This is a genomic window from Pseudomonas sp. PS02290 (assembly GCF_029960075.1).
Taxonomy (GTDB): Bacteria; Pseudomonadota; Gammaproteobacteria; order Pseudomonadales; family Pseudomonadaceae; genus Aquipseudomonas.
This window is the reverse complement of the sequence record NZ_JASCOY010000080.1, coordinates 1-20,524: the sequence shown is the minus strand read 5'-3', so window position 1 is coordinate 20,524 and position 20,524 is coordinate 1. Positions and strand designations below refer to the sequence as shown.

Annotated in this window: 27 protein-coding genes and 1 pseudogene; 11 read left to right on the top strand and 17 right to left on the bottom strand. The window is 59.9% G+C overall.

From position 1 onward, the window contains the following. Positions 1-38: 38 nt before the first annotated feature. Positions 39-263: a LexA family protein gene (locus tag QMX88_RS23530; RefSeq protein ID WP_282372631.1), complete on the top strand. Its 225-nt coding sequence runs from the start codon at positions 39-41 to the stop codon at positions 261-263. Positions 264-751: 488 nt separating this feature from the next. On the opposite strand, the gene QMX88_RS23525 is transcribed toward QMX88_RS23530, so the two are convergent. Both QMX88_RS23525 and QMX88_RS23520 read right to left on the bottom strand, forming a co-directional pair. After that, on the bottom strand, positions 752-955 hold the full coding sequence (locus QMX88_RS23525) for a hypothetical protein (protein WP_282372630.1): 204 nt from the start codon (positions 953-955) through the stop codon (positions 752-754). A gap of 63 nt (positions 956-1,018) precedes the next feature. Continuing rightward, positions 1,019-1,219, bottom strand: coding sequence for a hypothetical protein (locus tag QMX88_RS23520; RefSeq protein WP_282372629.1), 201 nt, complete (start codon positions 1,217-1,219; stop codon positions 1,019-1,021). A gap of 55 nt (positions 1,220-1,274) precedes the next feature. Here QMX88_RS23520 and QMX88_RS23515 point away from each other — a divergent pair, with 55 nt between their 5' ends. From QMX88_RS23515 to QMX88_RS23470, 10 genes are all read left to right on the top strand, one after another. Then, positions 1,275-2,129 (top strand): DNA adenine methylase, encoded by an 855-nt coding sequence (locus tag QMX88_RS23515; RefSeq protein ID WP_282372628.1) that lies wholly within the window; start codon positions 1,275-1,277, stop codon positions 2,127-2,129. Positions 2,130-2,175: 46 nt separating this feature from the next. Further along, positions 2,176-4,347, top strand: coding sequence for a DNA cytosine methyltransferase (locus QMX88_RS23510; protein ID WP_282372636.1), 2,172 nt, complete (start codon positions 2,176-2,178; stop codon positions 4,345-4,347). Next, positions 4,344-4,661, top strand: a complete 318-nt coding sequence (locus QMX88_RS23505) for a DUF4406 domain-containing protein (protein WP_282372627.1) — start codon at positions 4,344-4,346, stop codon at positions 4,659-4,661. Before QMX88_RS23510 ends, QMX88_RS23505 begins: the two co-directional genes overlap by 4 nt. After that, positions 4,658-4,993 carry a hypothetical protein gene (locus QMX88_RS23500; protein WP_282372626.1) on the top strand — a complete coding sequence of 112 codons (336 nt, stop codon included), beginning with the start codon at positions 4,658-4,660 and terminating at the stop codon, positions 4,991-4,993. The genes QMX88_RS23505 and QMX88_RS23500 overlap by 4 nt, the downstream gene beginning before the upstream one ends. Positions 4,994-5,370: 377 nt before the next feature. Beyond that, positions 5,371-5,742, top strand: a complete 372-nt coding sequence (locus QMX88_RS23495) for an HNH endonuclease (protein WP_282372625.1) — start codon at positions 5,371-5,373, stop codon at positions 5,740-5,742. Next, complete coding sequence (locus tag QMX88_RS23490) at positions 5,739-6,143, top strand: hypothetical protein (RefSeq protein WP_282372624.1); 405 nt, start codon at positions 5,739-5,741, stop codon at positions 6,141-6,143. Before QMX88_RS23495 ends, QMX88_RS23490 begins: the two co-directional genes overlap by 4 nt. After that, the gene (locus QMX88_RS23485; protein WP_282372622.1) at positions 6,140-6,424 is read left to right on the top strand and encodes a hypothetical protein; all 285 of its coding nucleotides are present in this window, start codon (positions 6,140-6,142) and stop codon (positions 6,422-6,424) included. The genes QMX88_RS23490 and QMX88_RS23485 overlap by 4 nt, the downstream gene beginning before the upstream one ends. 54 nt (positions 6,425-6,478) lie before the next feature. Beyond that, complete coding sequence (locus QMX88_RS23480; protein WP_282372620.1) at positions 6,479-6,799, top strand: hypothetical protein; 321 nt, start codon at positions 6,479-6,481, stop codon at positions 6,797-6,799. A 25-nt stretch (positions 6,800-6,824) separates the two neighbouring features. Then, positions 6,825-7,037, top strand: a complete 213-nt coding sequence (locus tag QMX88_RS23475; RefSeq protein ID WP_282372619.1) for a hypothetical protein — start codon at positions 6,825-6,827, stop codon at positions 7,035-7,037. Beyond that, entirely contained in the window at positions 7,037-8,149 is a 1,113-nt protein-coding gene (locus tag QMX88_RS23470) for a tyrosine-type recombinase/integrase (protein WP_282372633.1), read from the top strand. Before QMX88_RS23475 ends, QMX88_RS23470 begins: the two co-directional genes overlap by 1 nt. 272 nt (positions 8,150-8,421) lie before the next feature. On the opposite strand, the gene QMX88_RS23465 is transcribed toward QMX88_RS23470, so the two are convergent. From QMX88_RS23465 to QMX88_RS23395, 15 genes and pseudogenes are all read right to left on the bottom strand, one after another. Continuing rightward, positions 8,422-8,736, bottom strand: a complete 315-nt coding sequence (locus QMX88_RS23465; protein ID WP_282372618.1) for a hypothetical protein — start codon at positions 8,734-8,736, stop codon at positions 8,422-8,424. Positions 8,737-8,814: 78 nt separating this feature from the next. Next, positions 8,815-10,062: an SGNH/GDSL hydrolase family protein gene (locus QMX88_RS23460; RefSeq protein WP_282372616.1), complete on the bottom strand. Its 1,248-nt coding sequence runs from the start codon at positions 10,060-10,062 to the stop codon at positions 8,815-8,817. Further along, complete coding sequence (locus QMX88_RS23455) at positions 10,059-10,271, bottom strand: hypothetical protein (protein WP_282372615.1); 213 nt, start codon at positions 10,269-10,271, stop codon at positions 10,059-10,061. Before QMX88_RS23455 ends, QMX88_RS23460 begins: the two co-directional genes overlap by 4 nt. 15 nt (positions 10,272-10,286) lie before the next feature. Then, positions 10,287-10,808, bottom strand: coding sequence for a DUF2514 domain-containing protein (locus QMX88_RS23450; RefSeq protein WP_442969491.1), 522 nt, complete (start codon positions 10,806-10,808; stop codon positions 10,287-10,289). Beyond that, entirely contained in the window at positions 10,805-11,251 is a 447-nt protein-coding gene (locus tag QMX88_RS23445) for a structural protein P5 (protein ID WP_282372614.1), read from the bottom strand. Before QMX88_RS23445 ends, QMX88_RS23450 begins: the two co-directional genes overlap by 4 nt. 60 nt (positions 11,252-11,311) lie before the next feature. Continuing rightward, entirely contained in the window at positions 11,312-11,593 is a 282-nt protein-coding gene (locus tag QMX88_RS23440) for a tail fiber assembly protein (RefSeq protein ID WP_282372613.1), read from the bottom strand. Further along, a complete protein-coding gene (locus QMX88_RS23435; RefSeq protein WP_282372612.1) occupies positions 11,590-11,970 on the bottom strand; it encodes a hypothetical protein in 381 nt (126 codons plus the stop codon). Before QMX88_RS23435 ends, QMX88_RS23440 begins: the two co-directional genes overlap by 4 nt. A 227-nt stretch (positions 11,971-12,197) precedes the next feature. Next, positions 12,198-12,725, bottom strand: a pseudogene (locus QMX88_RS29870) (phage tail protein); the annotation flags it as partial. A gap of 29 nt (positions 12,726-12,754) precedes the next feature. Beyond that, positions 12,755-13,417 (bottom strand): hypothetical protein, encoded by a 663-nt coding sequence (locus QMX88_RS23425; protein ID WP_282372611.1) that lies wholly within the window; start codon positions 13,415-13,417, stop codon positions 12,755-12,757. After that, entirely contained in the window at positions 13,414-13,782 is a 369-nt protein-coding gene (locus tag QMX88_RS23420; protein WP_282372610.1) for a hypothetical protein, read from the bottom strand. The genes QMX88_RS23425 and QMX88_RS23420 overlap by 4 nt, the downstream gene beginning before the upstream one ends. Next, positions 13,779-16,823, bottom strand: coding sequence for a phage tail tip fiber protein (locus tag QMX88_RS23415; protein ID WP_282372609.1), 3,045 nt, complete (start codon positions 16,821-16,823; stop codon positions 13,779-13,781). Before QMX88_RS23415 ends, QMX88_RS23420 begins: the two co-directional genes overlap by 4 nt. Then, complete coding sequence (locus QMX88_RS23410; RefSeq protein ID WP_282372608.1) at positions 16,820-17,218, bottom strand: DUF6950 family protein; 399 nt, start codon at positions 17,216-17,218, stop codon at positions 16,820-16,822. The genes QMX88_RS23415 and QMX88_RS23410 overlap by 4 nt, the downstream gene beginning before the upstream one ends. Before the next feature lie 2 nt (positions 17,219-17,220). Continuing rightward, entirely contained in the window at positions 17,221-17,823 is a 603-nt protein-coding gene (locus QMX88_RS23405) for a hypothetical protein (RefSeq protein WP_282372607.1), read from the bottom strand. Beyond that, positions 17,823-18,407, bottom strand: a complete 585-nt coding sequence (locus QMX88_RS23400; RefSeq protein ID WP_282372606.1) for a hypothetical protein — start codon at positions 18,405-18,407, stop codon at positions 17,823-17,825. The genes QMX88_RS23405 and QMX88_RS23400 overlap by 1 nt, the downstream gene beginning before the upstream one ends. A 14-nt stretch (positions 18,408-18,421) precedes the next feature. Continuing rightward, a partial coding sequence (locus QMX88_RS23395) for a phage tail tape measure protein (RefSeq protein ID WP_282372605.1) occupies positions 18,422-20,524 on the bottom strand: 2,103 nt, incomplete at its 5' end.

Here is a 20,524-nt window from a genome sequence, read left to right as displayed (position 1 = left end):
CCAGTTGAAAGCGGCCGGCAAGGCCCAGGTGGATCCGGATGCAGACGAAGAATGAACTCACCCCAGTGCAGACAGAGACCTTGGCGTTCATCGCCGGGTATATCGCTCAGCATGGCTACTCGCCGACTATCGCGGAGATCGCCAAGGCCCAGCGCGTGAACGTGAATGCGATAGGCGACCGAATCGTGAGGATGGTGAAAAAAGGCGCCCTAACCAAAGCTGACGGCATTGCGCGCAGCATACGGCCCGTGACGGAGGCATAACGTTCAGCGCTGGATGTTATACATACTGAAGACCTGCGAGGACACCCGCCACGGAACAACGTTATGGCCAATCGTTGCGCGGAAAATCGAGCTGACTATCAGCAAGAGGCTTTGCGTGTAACTGCAGAATGATTCTTATATGCCAGGCGAAGTGTTGTCAGCCTTCAAAGCTGCGTGACCTCGGGCAAGGCCAGCGGCAACGGCCTGATCTTTCGTTTTGAATTCTCCTTCGCGTAAAGGCATCAATGACCTACCGCGCGCGTCGATGTCTAAGATATCCCAGCCTTTGCTTAGGCCATAGTTCGAGACCTGCACAGCGACTACGCCGTCAGACTCGCGTGATAAAACTGACATTCATTACTCCCAAGCCCGACCCCGTGCCGGGCACCACGTATAGCCTACCACCAGCCTGTTCGCCACCATGACGACAGAAAACCCTTGTCGAGCATGCGTAACATCCGTTGCTGGACGTCACGCAGACCTGACAATCAGTGGATCAACGGCAGCGCACCCGCTGCCGACTCGATTGCGCTTGAGGCCTCACCCACATCCTCTGCATCGTAGAACTGCTCGCCGTACATCGACTGAATCGCCAACTCCGTGAGCTCGTCGATATCGACGCAGCATTCCTGCGCCGCAACCAGCACTGCCTTCAGCGCCATCCGCAAAACCCTTTCCCTGTCTTCGCTCATTACCGTATCCCTTCCTGTGGAGAGGTAAGCGTAGGCGATAATCCCGTTAATAGGACGCTGGGATTAATGGGTTTGCAGTGCATCGGCCGCAACTTCTATCTCGATGATAGCCATCGGCACGTGCTCGGCGTCATAGGCGCGGTACATCAAGAGTTCATCAGCCGCCGCCTCGGACAGCTCATCGAGATTCATGCCGTGCTTCCGTGACACGTTCAAAACCGCTTTCAGCGCCAGCAACAACGCCCTTTCCCTGTCTTCACTCATGACCGTATCCCTTCCTGTGGAGCGGTAAGCGTAGCCCATTCCCCGAAGGACCCTCATGACTATCTCCGCTCCGGTGATCCGCTACCACGGCGCCAAGTTCAGGCTGGCGCCGTGGGTGCTCCAGCACTTTCCGCCCCACACCTGCTACGTCGAATCGTTCGGCGGCGCCGCCGGCGTGCTCATGCAGAAGCCGCGATCGTATGCGGAGGTCTACAACGACCTCGATGGCGACATCGTGAACTTGTTCCGCACGCTGCAGGACACAACCACGCGGGTAGCACTGACCGAGCGCCTGCTGCTGACGCCTTACTCGCGGGCAGAGTTCGAGCTTTCGTGGGAGTCGACAGATGATCCTGTTGAACGTGCAAGGCGCACGATCATGCGGGCACAGATGGGGTTCGGCTCTGCAGGAGCGACGAAGGGAGTCACAGGATTCCGCATCGACACGAAGCGTCAGTACGGCACGGCACAGTCACTGTGGGCCGAATATCCCGACTCGATCGCGGAAGTGGGTCGGCGGCTGGCGGGCGTTTTGATTGAGAACCGGCCGGCGATCGAGGTCATCACAGCACATGATGCGCCGACCACGCTTCATTACGTTGATCCGCCCTATGTGCATGACACCAGGTACAGGGGCGCATCGAGTGGGCGGTATTACCGGCACGAGATGGACGACACCGAACACCGAAAGCTGCTGAACGTTTTGCTCGAGCTAGAAGGAATGGTCGTCCTTTCCGGGTACCCGAGCGAGCTCTATAGCGAGCTGCTTCTGGACTGGAGCTGTTACAGCACATCGGCACGCATCTCTGCAGCGCGCGGAACAGCAAGCCGCACTGAATGCATCTGGCTGAACCCCACCTGTGTCGATCGAGTCAGTCAGATCGGCCTGGACCTGGGCGAACGCGCCTAACCCCCCCTTTCCCAACTCTGAGTCACGCCACTGGCGAGGATCCCCTATGTCTGCACGTCAGAAGAAACACCCCTTCGATTTCAAAACTCAGTACGGCCTTGGCTTCGATCCGCAAGACGATGAAATCGTCGTGGACTTCTTCTGCGGTGGTGGGGGCGCCGGCACCGGGCTAGAAATGGGCCTCGGTCGCAAGGTCAGCGTGGCGAAGAACCACAGCGCCAAAGCGATTAGCATGCACACCATCAACCACCCGGGCGCTAAGCACTTCACCACCGACGTGTTCGACGGCGATCCGGACACTGAGTGTGGTGGTAAGGCGGTGGGCTGGTTCCACATGTCCCCGGACTGCACCCACCACAGCCAGGCCGCCGGCGGGCAACCGCGCAAGCGAGAGATCCGCAACCTCTCTTGGATCGGCTTGAAGTGGGCAGGCAAGAAGAAGCCTCGAGTCATCAGCCTGGAAAACGTGAAGCAGATCCTGCAATGGGGCCGGCTGATTGCAAAGCGCGACAAGGCGACCGGACGCGTCATCAAACTGGGGGGCGCGATCGCCGCACCTGGTGAGGTCGTGCCGGTAGACCAGCAGTTCCTGATTCCAGATCCGAAGCAGCGCGGGCGCACGTGGCGCCGATTCGTCGCCCTGCTTGAAGGCATGGGCTACGTCGTTGAATGGAAGGTAATTAAGGCATGTGACTTCGGCGCGCCAACCAGCCGCGAACGGCTGTTCATGCTCGCTCGCTGCGATGGGCAGCCGATCATCTGGCCGGAACCGACCCACGCCAAGAAGCCGGCCAAGGGCCAGAAGCCATGGCGCACCGCCGCGGAGTGCATCGATTTCTCCGATCTGGGGAAAAGCATTTTCGGCCGCAAGAAAGACCTCGCCCCTGCCACGCTGCGGCGCGTAGCGAAAGGCATGAAGAAATTTGTGATTGACAACGCGACGCCCTTCATCGTGCCGATTGCCAACTGGTCCGGCGAAACCGTTCAGTCGGCAGGTCAGCCCTTGCGCACGGTCACCTCATACCCGAGAGGCGGCGCGTTCTCGGTCGTCAGCCCGGTTATCGCGCCAGCCACGCACCAAGGCAGCGACCGCATCAACGATCCACTTGAGCCGCTGCCGACAGTGACGTGCGCCAACCGCGGAGAGCTGACGCTGATCAGTCCCACGCTGGTTCAGGCCGGTTACGGCGAGCGGGCCGGTCAAGAGCCGCGGGTACCGGGATTGGATCAGCCACTTGGCACCGTGGTCGCCGGCGGCGTTAAGCACGCATTGACCAGCGCTGTTCTGGTAGGAGCTGGCGGGCCGGAGTACTCCGGAAAGCCGACGGCTGCCGATCAACCCGTTGGCACCCTGCTCGCGCAGAATCACCGGGGCATTGCTGCCGCATCACTTGTCCAACTCGGCAATGGTGACAAAGCCGGATCCGCGCCGCGCACGGCAGACCTGCACGACCCGCTCGGCACGATCATGGCTTCGGGCGGCAAGTACGGCGTAGCCGCTGCGCACCTGGTGAAGTTTCGTTTCGACGATGCGGGCAAGCCGCTGGACGAACCGCTGCCTACGATCACCAGCGGCGGCAATTACCAGCGCCCTGCCGGCGCCGCTCACGCAATGGGCATTGCCACAGCGCATCTGCTGCACCTGCGCGGCAACTGTGACGCGCGGGACACTGACGATCCGCTGCACACGATCAGCGCTGGCGGAACGCATCACGGACTCGTCACCGCTTTCATGGAGCGCCAGTTTGGCGCCAGCGTCGGCCAGCTCCTGGATGAGCCCGCGCCGACCATCACGGCGGGCGGCGGAGGGAAGAGCTCGCTTGTCAGTTTCGAGCTGTCACCCGAGCACGAAGAAGGTGCCTTGCGAGTTGCTGCTTTCCTGATCAGCTACTACGGCACCGAGAACATGAGCGGCTGCGACCAGCCCGCGCCGACGATCACCACGAAGGATCGCCTCGGCCTGGTCACCGTGATGGTAAAGGGCACGCCGTACGTGATCGTCGACATCCGGCTGCGGATGCTGCAACCGGCTGAGCTGTACCGGGCGCAGGGCTTCCCCACGGACTACATCATCACGCACGGCGCCGACGGCAAGCCGTTTACTAAAACCGAGCAGGTCCATATGTGCGGCAACAGCGTCAGCCCACCGCCGATGGCCGCCCTCGCCCGAGCCAATGATCCGTGGCGTACCAACGTTCAGCACCAGGTGGCCGCATGAAGCGCATCTACCTCAGCGGGCCCATGACGGGCCTGCCCGATTACAACTACCCCGCATTCAATGCAGAAGCCGCCCGCCTCCGCGCCCTCGGTTACACCGTCGAGAACCCCGCCGAGAACCCGCTGCAGGCCGACGCGCCCTGGCACATGTGCATGCGTGACGCGATCCGTCAGATGCTGACCTGCGACACAGTGGCGTTCCTGCCGGACTGGCGTCAGTCCCGCGGCGCCAACGTAGAAATTGAACTCGCCATCCATCTCGGTATGGCCGTCATTCCAGCAAACGGCATTTTTACGCCGCAGGAGGGGCTATGAGCAATCAAGCAAAGCGGTTGAGCGGTTGTCCTGCAGAGCGGCTGGCGTACTGTCGCGGCGGGGATGGCCGCGCAGTGGTGAAGGAGCGGACGCCGCAGGATTACGCGATCGAGCACGCCGGCTACCTTGCCAAAGCAGCGGACAGTGTCCACGAGGCGTACCAGGCCTATTCGCTAGCTCAGATGAATGTGGATGAACGCGCTGACGACGGCGAAGGCGAGCTCGCTGAGTTGGTTGATTCGGCCCGCGCCGACCTGCACGAGGCACTGAAGGAACTGCGCGGCATGGTGTACGAGTTCCGCAAGCGACGCGACCGCGCAATCCCGCAGTAACCCCGCCGCCCGTTCGGCTCCACCCTACCCCTAATGCCCACCGCGATTAGGCGGCAGCCTTACTGAGATGAAGGTGTAGCTCAACGAACGCTTCCTGTTGCGCGCTTACCGCCGATTTCCATTCGTGAGTACCTATTGATGATGCCGAGATCAACCCTGACATGACAGCGGTTGCGTCCTCTAGTACCAAAATCAACTGCTGCGCTGCGTTTGTGAAATTTTGAGCGGACTGCATGTGGGTATCCTCAAACGTGAAGCAACCGAAAATTGCTCTCCAATGCATCCGAGCCATCGCTGAAGCATTCATTCATCGAGTCGGATCGCCGGTCTCCCCCCTTATCCCTATTGCCTGCTGCTTATGCGGCGAGGAGACATCTGTGCGCTTGAAAAAGCTGGAGCGCGAGCAGGTCCGCATGAAATACGGCGGCCGCTGCGCATATTGCGGCATCGAACTTGGTGACCGCTGGCACGTCGACCACCTGCAAGCCGTTCGGCGCGGAACAAGTCATCGCTGGGAAGGCAAGGCCGAGCGCCCGCAGAACCACAACCTGGACAACATGATGCCAGCCTGCGTGCCTTGCAATCTGAGCAAGTCCCAAATGCCTCTGGAGGCATGGCGCACTTACCTGGTGGGCCATGTCAACAGCCTCAACCTCTACCACCCCATCTACCGACTCGCGAAGGCATACGGCCTGGTCGTCGAGACGGCGGCGCCAGTGGTGTTCTATTTCGAGAAGGAAAAGCCATGAGCCGCAGCGGATACAGCGACGATTGCGAAAACTGGAGCCTGATCTGCTGGCGGGGCGCAGTCACTTCGGCCATGAAGGGCAAGCGCGGCCAGGCGTTCCTGCTTGAACTTCGCGACGCAATGGATGCCATGCCCGAAAAGCGCTTGGTCGCTGACGTCCTGGAGGCTGATGGGCAGTTCTGCACGATCGGCGTGCTTGGGGCAAAGCGCGGCATCAACATGGAAGGCCTTGACCCTGATGATCGTGAAGACGTGGCAAAGGCGTTCGGCATCGCTCCGGCGCTTGCCGCTGAGATTGTCTTCATGAACGACGAGGGCAGCTGGAACGCGGAGACGCCTGAAGAGCGCTGGGTGCGCATGCGGGAATGGATTGAGTCGAATATTCAGCAGGTGGCGGCGTGAGCGAACAAGCGTTCCCGGACGCTCGACGCAAGATAGTGGGCGAGACCTTCATCCACGTCGACGTCGTGGTGAAAGAAATTATCACCAAAAATACCGCGAAGTCAGTCATCCATCGAACCCGCACCCGAGCCCTGTTGCTCGAGTGCGGTCACGCAATCGAGGTCACCCGATTCAACAAGGTGCCGACACGCAACACGGTCTGCCATGTCTGCGACCTGCCCCGCGTTCAGCATGAAATGAAAAAGCTGGACGAGAAGCTGAAGCGCGCCAGCAAAGCCTAACCCCCTCCCCATCTATCAACATGCCTGCCGGTGTACGGCGGGCGGAGTACTCCCATGCCTCAGAAAAACACACCCAAGCCTTGGACTGTTCACCACCGAATGACCGATTGCGTGACGTTCGAAGGAAGGCACGGACAGGAAAACCTGTTCCTGCAGAACGTGGACGGCTATTTCGCATGTCAGAACCCGGAGGACGCCGCACTGGTATCCGCGTCGCCCGAATTGCTGACTATTGCCCAGCGCCTCATCCAGTGGGATCTGGACTACCCGGTGAACTGCAATGACGGATATGCCGGACTCAAAGCGCTGAACGAAATCATCGCAGATGGCAAGGCTGCAATCGCAAAGGCAACGAAACCACTCAACCTCGCATAGACCCCGGACGGGGAAGAGGCATCCCATGAAGCGTGAACTGATCAAGATCAGCGAATTTCAGCGGCGGCGCTGGGGCGAAAACGGAACACCGCCCTGCCCCCAGGCAATCCGCAACTACATCCGAGACGGCAAGCTTCCAGGCGAGCAGATCGGCAAACTCTGGTATATCGACTGGGCGGCATTCAACAAAGCCGCCGGCAACGATCTCGTCGCGATGGTATTGAAAGGAGCTGCATGATGGTCCCACGGCCGCGCAACAAGTCGAACAAAGGCTTGCCGCAGAACCTTTACTTGGATGACCGGCGCGGTACATACCGGTACCGGCGCCCGACTGATGGAAAGTGGTTTCAGTTCGGCTCCGACCGGGTGAAGGCTGTGGATGCGGCCAAGCAACTGAACTTAGCATTCATGCAGGGCGCCGACCTGGTCGGCGTGGTACTGGGTGAATCAGCCGAGCTGTTCACCGCCTTCCTGGATGATTACGAGAAGAACGTGCTGCCGCCGCGCGAGCTGTCGACGGGAACGCTCGGACTTTACGCCGTGCACTTCCGCAGATTCCGACGTGAGTTCGAAGGAAAGGCTGTCGATCAGATCTCGATCCGCATGATCGCGCAAATGCTCGACCTGTTGACGCCGCGCACAGCCAACCAGTGCCGGGCGCTGCTGATCGACATTTTTAATCACGCGGCGGCCAAGGGGTTGTGCCCCGACAACCCTGCGGCGAGCACCATCAATCGTATCGAGAAGAAAACCCGCAAACGGCATACAGTCGACGGCCTCAAGGCGATCAGGGAGAAGGCACCCTCCTGGTTGCAAAATGCGATCGATCTTGCACTGATCACTGCGCAGCGGCGCACCGATATCCTCGCGATGAAGTTCGAAGACGTGAAGGACGGCTATCTCCACGTGGTGCAGCAGAAGACTTCGAAAGCCAGTGACGCGGCCTGGATCAGGTTCAGGGTGACGCCGGAGTTACAGCGCGTGATCAGCCATTGCCGTGACAACGTGGTTTCCCCATTCCTGGTGCATCGCAGACCTGATCGGAAGAGGCAAAAGCAGGCTGAGACCAAAGAGCACTGGACCAAGGTCGAGGAACGCTACTTGACGCGCGCATTCAAGGACGCCAGGGAGGCGGCGGATTGCTACAAAGGATGGAAGGAAGAAGAGATGCCAGGCTTCCACGAGGTCAGGGCCCTGTCGCTGCACCTTTACAAGAAAGCCGGAAAAGATGGGCAGAAGATTGCCGGCCACGCCAGCGGGGAGATGACCAAAAATTACCAGAAGGAGCACGCCGAGGTGATCTGGTCGGAGGCCATTCCGGACCTCGATATAAGCGAAATCGCCGGATAGTTTTGCGCCAGTTTTGCGCGGGTTTTGCGCAAGCCAGAAATGAAAAAGGGAATCGAGCCGGTAAGTGGCTGATTCCCTTTACAAAATATGGTCGGGACGGAGTGATTCGAACACTCGACCCCTAGCACCCCATGCACGCGTTACCCAAGCAACCATAAGGCATGTAGCTGAATTCTCTGGCGCTCGCTGCAATCGAATAGCCATAGATCACTATAGGGTCACGCGAAGTCACGCAAATCTCACGCACCCCTCCTACGGCGTCCTGCCGACTTTCACAAAACCCGAACCAGCTTTCCTTTATAGAAAAACTGCGTCCCTGCTTCGAACTCATCCACCTGATGACGGAGTATGCCCAGGCGATACCCCTCCTCCAACTCGATCAGTCCCCACTCGCGCGCCGCGTCCGTTACCTCAAGCATATCCGACAGCTGCTCGGCATCGACCTGATACCGCTGATACGCGAGCATTGCCAGTTCTCGAAGTTTCGCACGCTGGCCTTCAGGGTCCGTGACGAGGTCCTGCCTGTCCTCGACCATGAGCTTCCATGCAGCCAGAGGGTCTGCAGTGTTTTTGGTCAGAGGGGTCATGGTTGGTCTGATAGCTGGATATGCGTCCAGTTAATCGAAGCATCGCCGCAGTCGTCAATTGCTGCCGACCAGAGGTGATCAGACCTTGCGCACGCCAAACTGCGCGACCTTGACCCGCGAGTCCTGAGCAATGCCGGCGGCCAGGTACAGCCCCATGCGTGCGGTGATGACGGTTTCCGTCACGTCGCCAGTGTACCGCTGCGTCTCCAGCGCGCCCTTCCAGTTGGCTGGCAGAGTGAACGGCTCCTGATACTTGTCCATCGACCGGTAGTAGATCGTAGTGGACGTGCTGGCCACCGGCTTGGTGATGATGAGTTCCGCCTCCCAGCCGAGGATGCCGCGGCTGTTGCCGACGATCTCCGGCGCCGAAACCATCTCGATCACATCGCCTGCCAGCACATTCGACAGCGTGACGTTCGCCGCGGGCTGTACGTAGATGTAGCCGCCGGCCGCCGCCATTGTTCCGGCCATCTCAATACACTGCGCCTCACCATATGCAGCAGGCTCCTTGTACCAGCGCGACGTGATGCCGGTCAGGCCCGAACCGGACGCCTTATAGTTGTCCGCCAGCACCGATCCAGCGACCGGGTTGACCGATGCGTTGATGACGCCAGTCGAGCCAGCCATCAACGGATTAGCGTTCAGGCATCCGAACGGACGAATCGCCGAGTACAGATCGGCGGCATCCGTGGGCAGCGGCACGCCGAAGAATTCGAAGTTGGCATTGATGACAGGCACGCATCGAGACTGGATGAAATCGGCGCCGATCAGGTTCGGGTGCAGGTCATCGACGGTCATGGCCTGGGTGAATCCATCCCAGATGTTCACCACCGGCACGAACTGTTTGACGTAGGTCAGCACCCAATCCTTGTAGGCGATCGCGTCCGCCAGTGCCTGGCCGGTGAGCGCCTTCGTGCCGAACCGCGGCGTGCCGGTGCCGACAATCAGGTATTTTCCGGGCGTGCTCTGGAAAGCGGTGATTGCCTTCATCACGTTGGCCTTGCTATCCGCCAGTGTCATCCCGGCCGTGGTGCTGTCGTTAGTCCGCGACAGCAGCATCCATAGGTCAGCGGCGATAGAGGTCAGGCAGGAAGGCAAGCGCGCCATGAACTGGCCGGAGTGGTCGCCCACCTTCCCCTGATTGTCCAGGTAGCTTGGGAACAGGCCGGTCTTGGCCGCAATCGCTCCGGCGTAGCCATAGGCTTCGGTGCCGAACGCTTTCGGATCAATCGTGTGGCAGTTCGCGCTGAAACTGTCGCCGAGGATGCCCAGCCCCCGCCGGATGCGACGTCTCGCGGTGCTGGTGCCGCTGAGAACGAGGGTCATTGGCTGACCTCGAAGGCAGCACCGGCGCTCGGTGTAATCCGCGTCGGTGACATACCGAAATCCATCGGCCATGCACCGTCGGCCGAGAACGTGTCCACGGTCACCCACGCGCCGTCGACCTGCTTCTCGACGGCTACGCTGCCGCCGTTCGCTTTGACGATGAGGGTCGCCTTACCCATGTACTTGTTCACCAGCTGCGTTGTTGCCATGCCCTTCCCCTTCGATTATTTGATCAGAGCGTCGTACGAGCTCTCGCATGCCTGCCCGGCTATTCGAGCGGCGTCATAAGCCCTTGCCAGCTCTCCCGCTCTTTTGTCAGCGCGCTGGAACAGGTCGGAGAGCACCATTGCGGCGCGGATGGCTGTCTTGCTTCGTTCGGTAGCGCTGGAATCGCCGGCGGTGCAACTTGCCCTGGCAGCCAGTTTTCCTGCTTGGTCGCGCACCCGCTCACCAGCAGCATCAGCGCTGCCGCCGTCAGCATTTGCCGCAGTCTGTTGTTGTCTCGCATCGCTGCCCACCTGATTGGCCGCCTCCTGGCGCCGTTGCTCTTCGGTTCGTGCCGCTGTCGTCGCGGCGGCAATGCCCTTGGCTTGCAGGGCCCGCTGATCTGCCCACGAGGCTCGCCAGCGCAAGTCGGATGCTGCTTCCCCGCGCCCGTAGGCGGCGCTCAGAGCCCACCAGCACAGGGCGACGACTCCGATCAAGGCCAGCAGGCCCGCCAAAACCTTCGCCCGAAAACTGATCACGCCAGCGCCCTTTGCACGCCATCGGCGATCACTTCCGGCGCGTAAGGAACACCACCGTTTTCGTGTTTGATGATGCCGGTGGTGATCGCGATCAATGTTCGGTAGTTGCGCAAATCGATAGGCTGGCTTGGCTGCGCGCCTACGCCCGCCGCTACCGCCTTGATGTAGGCCTCGGTGTCATTCTCAACGCCGGGGGCCCAGCGGTTGATCACTTCGCGCACCGTGTCGATGCCGGTCCCGCCGACGCCGGCCATCCCATCCTTGCCACGATAGGCAAGCACCAGCTTTGCAAGTGCGCGGATTCCGTTTTCAGCGGTATCGAAGCGCGCAAATCTTTTCTCAATCGCCGGATCTGGCGGGAGCTGGCCTTGCCACTGGTTACGAGGGTTGTAGTCGATGTTGCCGGGGTTGTTATTGCGGAAACCACGGGTAGCTGGGGGCATAGCTTTTCTCCAGGCAAAAAAATCCCGCTCAATGGCGGGTTGCGGTGAATCTGGGGCTGGTTAGGCCGGAGGCACTGGCCAGTCCACAGCCTTGGGGTATCCGGGCTGCAGCTGAATTTTTGCAAGCGCAGATCGATACCGCTTCCACGCGATCAGCAAGGCCTCGTCCTCATCAGTTGCGTCGCCCGTGTCGTGATCATCCTGCAGCGGCTGGATTACCTTGTCGGCGAGCGACTTTAGTCGAGCTTGCTCTGCGACTACCTTGGCAATTAGCTGGATGACCGCGGCAGAATCTTTCATTTCCTTTGTGATCAGCTTTGTCCAGTCAATATTCCCGGTCATGCTTCCAGCTCCGCAGCTTGATTTTCATCCCCAAACTCCGCCGTGGCGCGCGGAGGAAACTTGATTGCCGTTTCTTCAGGCGTCAGTGGCGGTGGAAATTGCACCACACCGTCAGGGACATTGACCAAATCAACAGGCCATGCTTGAGCCTGACTGAAGTTGTAGGGAAGAGGGAAAAGCATAGTGAGAGTGATCTCGCCATCCTGCATATCAATGTCGCCGGCGAACCACATACTTGAAACCGCGCCCCATGGCAGCGTTGCCCCTTCGGTCATCGGTGAAAGGTCGAATGTCTCGCCGTTCACCAACAGAACCTTTCCGATTTTTATAACTTCCAGCGTATCGTCCCGACGCTGCGGGGAAAGCTTAATTATCATCAGAACCACCTCCCTACTGCATAGAATCGATAGGAATAAGTTTGAACATAATTCCAGCACTGAATCAGCTGGAAAGCGTTTGCAGTTGACGGCGCGCCTCGGGAATACCCGGCGAAGACGTTCGAAACGTTCACGGAGTCGACGTTTACGAAGACTGAATAGTTTGCGTTCACGAAGGGATAAGGCGTTGAAACGCCCTTCGAATAAGGCTGATTTGCGACTGTTTGGTCCAAACCTGAAATCACCCCCCAGCAGTGCAAGGTTCCGTCTGCAAGTTTGAGGTAGGTACCACTGGCATTGGAGTTGTTTTCGAGGATCGAATTGCTGCCGATGGGGCCGACGATGGCGGCTTGAGCGGCCGGCCCAAGCCCGAGCTGGGTGCGTGCAGCTGCCGCGCTGGTGGCTCCCGTGCCACCTTTGGCGAGAGGCAGGACGTCATAATTACCAGTCGTGCCCAGTGCAGCCAGCTTAGGGCCGAACTCATTTACCAGCGCTCTCAAGGCGTCGGCTGATGCCTTTACGTAACCCTGCATAGGCGCCAGCGCATAGGTGCCTGCGCTGGTAGTGGCGCCAAGGTAGTTCGGCGAAATCGCCATTGCAGTATCGCTGGCGATGTTGGTCACTTCATACCAGCGTCCGTCCGGGCCGAGGAATGCATCCCCTACCCGGCTGTTTGCGATGAATGAAGTGCCGCTGCCGGTCACGGTGTTCGAATTCAAGGCGACGGAAACCGTCCCGGCTTTGTACCAGGGCATGGAGTATCTCCAGTTAAAAGGGGTTGGGGTCAGGAGACCAAACGCGCGCACAGGAACGGACGATTGCCGGGGTCGGCAGTCCAGGCAGTGGAGGCAACGCTGTACATCACGATTCGGCCGTTCGCGTAGTCCACGCCCAATGAGCAAAGACCACCGGCAGTTTGGTTATGGCAATACATCGTGAAAGGATTCAGCGATACGTACTCGCCGGCGCCGAGCGACTTCGCGATTGTCCAGATCCACCTTCTACCAATGGCCAAATCCTCGAAGCCGGCATAGGTCCAGTTACCCGCGGCGAATGTAACTACCACCGCAGGCGCGCCGCTGTCGTAAACGAGCGCCCCGGCCGCGTCCCAAATACGCATCCCGAACGAAGCAGTACCCATCGACGCCCAAGCAGCGGCGAAATAGAGTCCGCTCAGATTGCCGTTGACGTTCGACGCCTTCATTGAGAAGCCGGTCCAATTCCCCGGGCCGCCGGTGAACCAGACAGAAAACGGAACCTGAATGGCGCCACCATCTGGCCTGATGAATACGAGCGGCGGGTCTGCGCTGGTCACCGCGCGCGGGAACGTGACGTTCGCCACGCCGTTTCCCGCATAACTGCCTTTTGTGAGGACGCAAAGCCTTGGCGTTTCCGCGTCGATCTGGACGAAGCCGCTGTCGTTGATGCATAGGACGCCGTAACTCATGCTCCCCACCTTATCGCGTAGGCTTTCGCCACGACCTTGGTCTGGTTCGTGTTGTTCAGATTGGCCCCAGGGTTTGCAGACCTTACCGTCACCTGATTCATTGCCACGCTGACATACGGGTAGGACTTGGTATTGCCTGTAGCGTCACCCTCGGCCGATTGCACGTCCTGCACCCTCGTCGGGATGATCATGAACACGCAGTTGGCCGGATTGAAGCCCGGTATGTTGTATGTGTAGATAGTGGGGGTATTGCCGCTGGTCATGCTGAAGTCGACCACTCCCTGCCAGATCACCTGATAGGTGAAGGTGGGCGTGTCCATGACCAGATTGCCGTTTTCGTCCCAGACCCTCGCGCCATAACTCATGCGTCCAGATTCCCCCACTGATAGCGCTTCACGCCGTTTTGATCGAAGACCTTGCCGCCCGCGCTATTGATGACCTGCCGCCCGCCGCCGCCCAGTGCTGAGTTGATCTCGAAGGTTCCGTCTTTGTTGAGGATCCACCCACTCTGGCCTGCCACGTAATTCGTCGAGCTTATGTAACTCCCGATCTTAGCGTTGGTAATGGTGCCGTCCTGAATGAAAGCGGCATTAATGAAAACCTGCCCATTTTGGACGGCGAACGGTACAGATATCGCGCCGCCGGCGACGCTGTTGACGATGGCGAACCTGTCAGCCGAGACAAGAAACTGGCTTTGCAGACCAGCCCCTGTGTTCTCTAGCCCCAAGCCAATACCGGCGGCAATGTATTGCCCGTTCGCCGGGTTGTACTGCATCTTCACCGACCAGCTGCCAGAAACCTTTCCGCTGACATCGGCAACTGCCTGCGACTGGGTCTGAATGTTTAGCGTGTTTCCGTCGACCTTAACGCCCAGCTGCGAGATCGCCGTCGCCGTAGATGATTGGACGGTTGAAACGACCTGACGCAGGTCTGTCACCTGCGCTACGTTGTCGCCAACAGTTGCCGTGAGCTGCGTGACAATCTTGGCGGTCGCCTCGGTTTCCGTGGCGCGCACCTGCGATTCCGTGACGATGCTGGCGGTGCTGCTCCAGCCCTTCAGCGCATCGGCAAGCTCGCCCTCTCCATTGTCATCGCGAACAGATGCCCTGAGCGCCTGCACACTGCTGGCCTGCGCAGTGACCGCGCCGTCGAGCTCGGTGATGTCGGCCGTGTTGCTCGCGACTTGCTGTGCCAGTCCGTTCGCCGTCTGCACGACCTGGCCGACATCCAGCCAGTAAGCAATGTTCGGCGGCGGGGTATTGATCGGGACGTTCTGAGTCGCCTGATAAATCCTTCCGCCGCCGACAACCATTTGCCCGCTGAGGTAGGTCTGATCCCCCTTGTACGCGGAAAGCCCGTCGAGAGCGTCGATCTGGTCCTGCAAGTCGTCGATTTTCTCGATGTCGCTGAGCAGTTCCTGCCCAAGCTCTGACTTGGTGATCTTCCCCGCCAGCGCAGCTAGGTATGCCGAAACGTCGTTCGATGTGGAGGCGGGTACGTAAAGGAACGCGCTTTTCCCGTAGGCGTTCGAGGATCGGATGAAGTAGTAATAGTTGGTGTAGAAGGCCAGCCCGGTGTGCGTGAAGCTGAGGCCCTGCCCCAAATAGTCCGCAGTCTTCGCGGTGGCGTTCGGCGACGTGCTGAAGAAGTACTCGTAGGTGCCTCCGTTCAGCGACAGTGTCGGATTCTGCGGAACGAGCACGATGCTGTCGATCGACGACATCACCACGCATGACTCAGGAATCGGCGGACCATTTATGCTGACGTTGATCGATACTTCGCCAGATCGCGCCATAGGCCCGATCGCGGACACGCTCATCGTGTAGCTGCCCGATGGGAGGCCGTTGATGGCGCACTGGGTAGACTCGGCCGGTACGGAATGCGACTGAACAGCGGCAGAGCCTTGCCTTACCACCACAGCATAGGAAGACACGATCCCGGTGGGCGGCGTCCACGCCAGTACTCCTTGAACTACTTCTGCAGTGTCCTTGGAGGTCCATGAAAGGTTCGTGGGCGAGCCAAGTCCGCCGGTAGGCAGGTTGATGAACCCGATCGGGTTGTAGGGCTGGCCCACGGCGTCGTCGAACTGCGCCGCGTCGTACTGAGCAACGGAAACGCTGCAGCCTTCGGCGGTCGCCATCGACCAGTTGGTGACGATGAACTCGCCCAGGATGTTCAGCGAAGGCAGGTTGACCCGAACCGCGCGGCCTGGCCGGCAGTTGTATCCCTGGAAGTTCATGGGCAGGTTGAGTGCGCCGGCGGCGCGGCGGCGGCGGAGTTCAATATTCGCCAGGCGCTGCGCCTGATAAGGGTCGGTAACATAGGAGAAGGTCAGAGTCTCCGCCGCCTCTCCGCCATCCTCGGCAACCCACTGAGCAACGCTGACCTCGGGGTAATCCGTTTCCGTCCAGGACTGCGACGGGTCGATGAAAGTGCCGCGCACAGTGTTGATGGCCGCATCATTCGTCGGTTCGGTGTTGCCGGTGATGGTGCCGACGATCATGTCTTCGGTGATTTCGAAGTCATATGGGCCGTAATAGGCGCCGGCCTGAAGCATCCAACGGCCGCCAACCCTGATCAGCTTGCCCGCACACGCCGCCTCAAACCTCTGCATGACGTTGGTTCGCTGCTCATCCGCGCCAATCACACAGGCAGAACGGTAACGCTGACTGACAGAGCCATCGGCGTTGGTGATCGTCTCATCGCACACGTTGGCTGCGCTGGCGAACGTCTCGAACACGATCTCATCGTCTGGCACTCCGCAGCGGGTGCGCAGGTACCAGAGCATGTGCAGTGCGGTGTTGCCGGTGTAGACGTTGCTGCCGGTGCGCGGGTCGAAGATGTCGTTGCGACCGCGAACCACGAAGCGAACGTCCGGGATGCCGGAGGGGAACTTCACAGCGCTGTAGAACAGCGACAGCCGGACATAGGAGAGACCGCGGCCAATCTGAGTATCTTTCCAGTCTGCGCAGTTGGCCTTAAGAAAGGCGTTCACCTCAGTGGGATTCACTACCAGCTCATAGGTCGCGTAGGCGCCAAAGCTCGATATCTCCTCCTCGCCAAGGTAAATGGCTTCGAGGCCATCAATGGCGCCTTCACAAAGCACATACACCAGGTGCAGCCACTCGCCGTCAGCCTGGGCCCCTGACTGCTCCTGCGCCCAGACCAGCACGCCGCCGGTGCTGACGCGGCCGAGGATAAAGCGCACGGGGGCTTTCGAGGAACGAACCGTTTGCGCCGATGGCTCGTTGTCGCGCATGGACGACTTGGTGTTCAGCTTTTCCTGCTGCTCGGCCGCGTAGAAGGCCAGGCCCGCACCAACGACCGCACCAACAGGACCGCCCTGCACAAAGCCGATAACCGCGCCGACGACGACCTGGGCGAGCTTCTTTACTCCACTGCTCATTCAACTCTCCAGACCGCCAAGGGCGTGCATTCAACTCGGGTTACACCGTCGTCGGTGGTTGACCAGTATTCGTTTGCCCAGAACACAGCGATGGCTCGACCTGTCGGCGCGTCGTACATCGCCACATCGCCGCGCTGGATGAAGGCTGGCTGCACACGGGCGAAGCACGCATCCCACGCCGCCTCAAGGCTGCCATGGTTCTTCTTGAGCAACCGCTTCGCGCCCGACTCCGTCTTGTACTTGCCGCGGTACTGCTCGGCCGGGTCCTTCCCGCAGACAGCAATCGCGCAGTCGGCAGCGAACAGGCAGCAGTCAAATTCCCCCCATGAAAAAGGCCGCCCTAAGGCAGCCTTGATCACGTCGTGCAGACGCGTAGTCCAGTCTCTGTTGCGCATCGCTATTTCTCGTAGTTGAACACCGGGGCGTCCTTGCTCGACCCCCAGTAGATGGGCCACTCGGACATTTGGGCGATTGCGTAAAAGAACCGGTCGCCTTGATGGCGCGCCCGATGGTTTTCGTCGGTGAAGCGTTCGGTGCCGGTCCGGCTCCACTCGGCCATGCGGTCAACGATGGGTACGGTGATGCTGTTGCCGTCGGACCCGTTGCCGCCGAACGAGAAGCTGGCCGCGTCCATGCGACCGGAGAACAGGATGTCGGCGGCGTAGTTACCGGCCTCATCGAACACCACGAACAGCAGCTTGCCGGACCGGCCGCGACAGCCGCGAATGTTCGTCTCGGTGATGATGTAGCTGTCCAGGCCGCTGAGCGTCAGGTCCACTGACATAGGCGAGCCTGAGTTGTCGCTCTCCTGCGACTGACCTACCTCGCCAAAGTGACCCACGCCGTCGTAGGTGATGCCGTCAATCACCAGCGTCCCTGTGCCGGTGTGCGCGAAGACCATGCCGTCTTCGAAGTCGAGCTGGCAGGCATACACCGTGAGGAATTTACCAGTCGAGATGATATCGACGACGCTTTGGCTGAATGGGAATGATGACGGCATCAGAAGGCCTCCCTGAACTGGTAGCTGCCGTTGGCGACTACTGGTTTAACGGTCATGGCCCAGGTGTCCTGCGTCATGCGCATCTCTGAATACGGGTTGAGGTACTCAATTGCGGTGCCAGCGGTCATGGTGCGTCGGATGCGCTTGTTCACCGTCACCGTCGCAAGGCCTTGGGCATTTGAGGATGCGGCGTCGACTACCTCGAACATCTCACCCGCCACGGTCAGGTAATCCCCGACGGAGAACAGCGCGGTGTTCGCAGTGGCACCGGATATCGAAATGGTTCGGGCCTGAGCATTGCCGGCCGCAACCTTTAGCGCCCCCACGTTGTTGGTGCGTCTGCGCGTGAACGCAGGCAGGTTGAAGGTCCCGAACATCCCGTCCAGCTTGCCGAGGAATGCAGACAGCTCGCGTTCCTGGATTCGCGTGAGCAGGTCGAACGTCAGCGTGCATTGCCAGTAGGCCCCGGGCTGACCGACGATCTGCTGGGCGTTGGACAGCGTCGAGGTGAAAGCCCTGCTGTTGTTCACCACCCCCCACGTCATTTCTGAGGGGCGGATCGATGCCGGCCATGTGAGCGCCATGCGTACTCCTTGAGCTATCGGTTTCTGGCGATCAGCTGACGAGCCGGGCCGTTCCTTTTCAGATCTCGCAGAACGAGGTTGTAACCTTGCTGCGCGCCCTGCTGGGCCGCCTGTTGAATCCGCGCCAGTGTTGCGTCATCCGCAGTGCCCTGGACGGTGATCGTTTGGCTGATCGGCGGCATGCTTCCGGATGATGGCGAGCGCGCCGCAGCATTGGTCGCCGTCACGGCGCCGGCCGGGTTGACGTAACCACCGTCGGCATAACCCTTGCCCGCGTTCATGCGCTCGAGAAACTCACGCGCGCCCGGCTGCTGAACCGCCGACTTCTGCACAACGAACTCGCCGCCGTGTACAACACCCTTCGGCTGGTACTTGCCGCCATCGCCCGTGTAGCCGCCAGATGAGAAGCCAAACCCAGCGCCGGCGACACTGCTGAACAGACCAACAGCCGCTTTGCGAACACCGATCCGGATCAGGTCAGAAATGATCCCGTCGGCCAGGTCCTTGAAGGACAGCTTCCCGGTCTTCACAAAGTTAACGATGCCGTCTTCCATGCTGCTGAAGGCGTTGGTGAACAGGCTGCGAGTTTGGCCGGCGACGTTGGCTGCTTGCTCGGCGTAAGTCTGGAACGCTGAGGAAGCTCCGATAGACCAGTCGGTCTGCTGCTTGTCCGTCTCGCTGTAGTAATGCGTCTGCATGGCGAGGCGCTTGTTAAGGGCCTCCTGCAGCGCATCCGTTTCCTTGGCGTAAAGGTCTGGACTGATCCGGCCTTCGTTGCGCTGCTGGGTCAGGTTGTCCATCTGCTGCTGATACTGCTGCTGGATGGCGAACTGCTCCTGCAAGCGCTGCTTGGCCTGGTCGCCGAGGCCCGTACCTGCCAGGTTGTTGTTCAATCCCTGCTGCGACTTGGCAAGCTGGCTGTTCAGGTTTTCCTGAAATGCCAGTAGCTTCTGGGTTTCCTGAGTAGAAATGACCTTCAGCTGGTTTTCCCGCTCCAGCCCGGCGTTGCGCTTGAGCTGAGCCGTGATCAGTTCTTGGTTCGCCAGCAACGCTTTCTGATCAGCGGTGAGGGTTTTCTTGGACTTAATGTCGGATAGCTCCTGCTCCCACTTGATGAGGGCCTGAGCGGAGGCGCCCAGCTTGTCGACCTCGCCTTTCTGCGAGCCGATCAGCGCGTTTTGCTGAACGAGCACTGCGTATTGCTGCTTGGCCTGGTCGAGCGCCTTGATACCTGCGTCTTCGCTGTACGCCTTTTCCTTTTTGGCTGCAGCTTCCTTGTAGGCGCTGTTCTCGCGAATGGCTTTGTAGGCGGCCTCTTCCTGTTCAGCCGTGATGGAGTAGCCGGCAGCTCGGGCGGCGGTGATGGCTCGCTGCTCGTCCTCCAGGGCTTTGTTCATTTTCTGGGTTTTAGTGAAGTTGGCTTCTCTGTTCTTTTGATATTGCTCGAAGCCTACCTGCCCGTCCCGTTGGACTTGGGCTGTTTTTGCAGCTGCTGCGGCGCCGTCCTGCTCGGCCTTGGCGCGCTTCTGATACAGGTCGAGCTCAGCCTGCAGAGAGGCAATTCGCTCTTTCGCGTTGCCGTCCTCATAACCGGTGCCGAGGGTTGACTTCAGATAGTTGATCTTTTGCTGAATGGCGTTTACGTCAGGGCCGTCATTGGATTCGCGGCCGATGTTGAGAATGGCATCCCATCCGTTCTTCGCAGCGCCTGCCAGGTCGTTCCATGCCTTTTGAAGGGTTCCCAGGTTCTCTTTGATGTTGCCAGCCCGAGTCTGTAGCGCTCGAGCATATGCCTCTTCAGCGACTGCTGCCGCGCCTTGCTTGTCCCCGTTCTCCTGGAGTGCGCGGACCTGCTCATAAACCGACGCAGTGAGGAAGTTGTACTTCTCGTTGAGCGATACAAGGGCTTTGACGGGGTCGTCCGCCAATCTGCCAAATTCTGCGACTGTCTCCGAAACGGCTTTACCTGTCGCCTTCTCGAAGCTTATTGCAGCGGTTGCGATTTGCTCAAAGCTGCTGCTCGTGATCTTTCCGTTCCCAGCTAACAGTGCCAGGGCGGCCGCGGCTTCGCCCGTGGTGCCAACCGTAGCGCTGATGCGCTTTGCCATCTCTGCCAG

Excerpts from the sequence above, each read along its gene's own strand:
- QMX88_RS23530 (WP_282372631.1), top strand. The coding sequence starts at position 39 with ATGCAGACGAAGAATGAACTCACCCCAGTGCAGACAGAGACCTTGGCG.
- QMX88_RS23525 (WP_282372630.1), bottom strand. The coding sequence starts at position 955 with ATGAGCGAAGACAGGGAAAGGGTTTTGCGGATGGCGCTGAAGGCAGTG.
- QMX88_RS23520 (WP_282372629.1), bottom strand. The coding sequence starts at position 1,219 with ATGAGTGAAGACAGGGAAAGGGCGTTGTTGCTGGCGCTGAAAGCGGTT.
- QMX88_RS23515 (WP_282372628.1), top strand. The coding sequence starts at position 1,275 with ATGACTATCTCCGCTCCGGTGATCCGCTACCACGGCGCCAAGTTCAGG.
- QMX88_RS23510 (WP_282372636.1), top strand. The coding sequence starts at position 2,176 with ATGTCTGCACGTCAGAAGAAACACCCCTTCGATTTCAAAACTCAGTAC.
- QMX88_RS23505 (WP_282372627.1), top strand. The coding sequence starts at position 4,344 with ATGAAGCGCATCTACCTCAGCGGGCCCATGACGGGCCTGCCCGATTAC.
- QMX88_RS23500 (WP_282372626.1), top strand. The coding sequence starts at position 4,658 with ATGAGCAATCAAGCAAAGCGGTTGAGCGGTTGTCCTGCAGAGCGGCTG.
- QMX88_RS23490 (WP_282372624.1), top strand. The coding sequence starts at position 5,739 with ATGAGCCGCAGCGGATACAGCGACGATTGCGAAAACTGGAGCCTGATC.
- QMX88_RS23480 (WP_282372620.1), top strand. The coding sequence starts at position 6,479 with ATGCCTCAGAAAAACACACCCAAGCCTTGGACTGTTCACCACCGAATG.
- QMX88_RS23475 (WP_282372619.1), top strand. The coding sequence starts at position 6,825 with ATGAAGCGTGAACTGATCAAGATCAGCGAATTTCAGCGGCGGCGCTGG.
- QMX88_RS23470 (WP_282372633.1), top strand. The coding sequence starts at position 7,037 with ATGGTCCCACGGCCGCGCAACAAGTCGAACAAAGGCTTGCCGCAGAAC.
- QMX88_RS23465 (WP_282372618.1), bottom strand. The coding sequence starts at position 8,736 with ATGACCCCTCTGACCAAAAACACTGCAGACCCTCTGGCTGCATGGAAG.
- QMX88_RS23460 (WP_282372616.1), bottom strand. The coding sequence starts at position 10,062 with ATGACCCTCGTTCTCAGCGGCACCAGCACCGCGAGACGTCGCATCCGG.
- QMX88_RS23455 (WP_282372615.1), bottom strand. The coding sequence starts at position 10,271 with ATGGCAACAACGCAGCTGGTGAACAAGTACATGGGTAAGGCGACCCTC.
- QMX88_RS23445 (WP_282372614.1), bottom strand. The coding sequence starts at position 11,251 with ATGCCCCCAGCTACCCGTGGTTTCCGCAATAACAACCCCGGCAACATC.
- QMX88_RS23440 (WP_282372613.1), bottom strand. The coding sequence starts at position 11,593 with ATGACCGGGAATATTGACTGGACAAAGCTGATCACAAAGGAAATGAAA.
- QMX88_RS23435 (WP_282372612.1), bottom strand. The coding sequence starts at position 11,970 with ATGATAATTAAGCTTTCCCCGCAGCGTCGGGACGATACGCTGGAAGTT.
- QMX88_RS23425 (WP_282372611.1), bottom strand. The coding sequence starts at position 13,417 with ATGAGTTACGGCGTCCTATGCATCAACGACAGCGGCTTCGTCCAGATC.
- QMX88_RS23420 (WP_282372610.1), bottom strand. The coding sequence starts at position 13,782 with ATGAGTTATGGCGCGAGGGTCTGGGACGAAAACGGCAATCTGGTCATG.
- QMX88_RS23415 (WP_282372609.1), bottom strand. The coding sequence starts at position 16,823 with ATGAGCAGTGGAGTAAAGAAGCTCGCCCAGGTCGTCGTCGGCGCGGTT.
- QMX88_RS23410 (WP_282372608.1), bottom strand. The coding sequence starts at position 17,218 with ATGCGCAACAGAGACTGGACTACGCGTCTGCACGACGTGATCAAGGCT.
- QMX88_RS23405 (WP_282372607.1), bottom strand. The coding sequence starts at position 17,823 with ATGCCGTCATCATTCCCATTCAGCCAAAGCGTCGTCGATATCATCTCG.
- QMX88_RS23400 (WP_282372606.1), bottom strand. The coding sequence starts at position 18,407 with ATGGCGCTCACATGGCCGGCATCGATCCGCCCCTCAGAAATGACGTGG.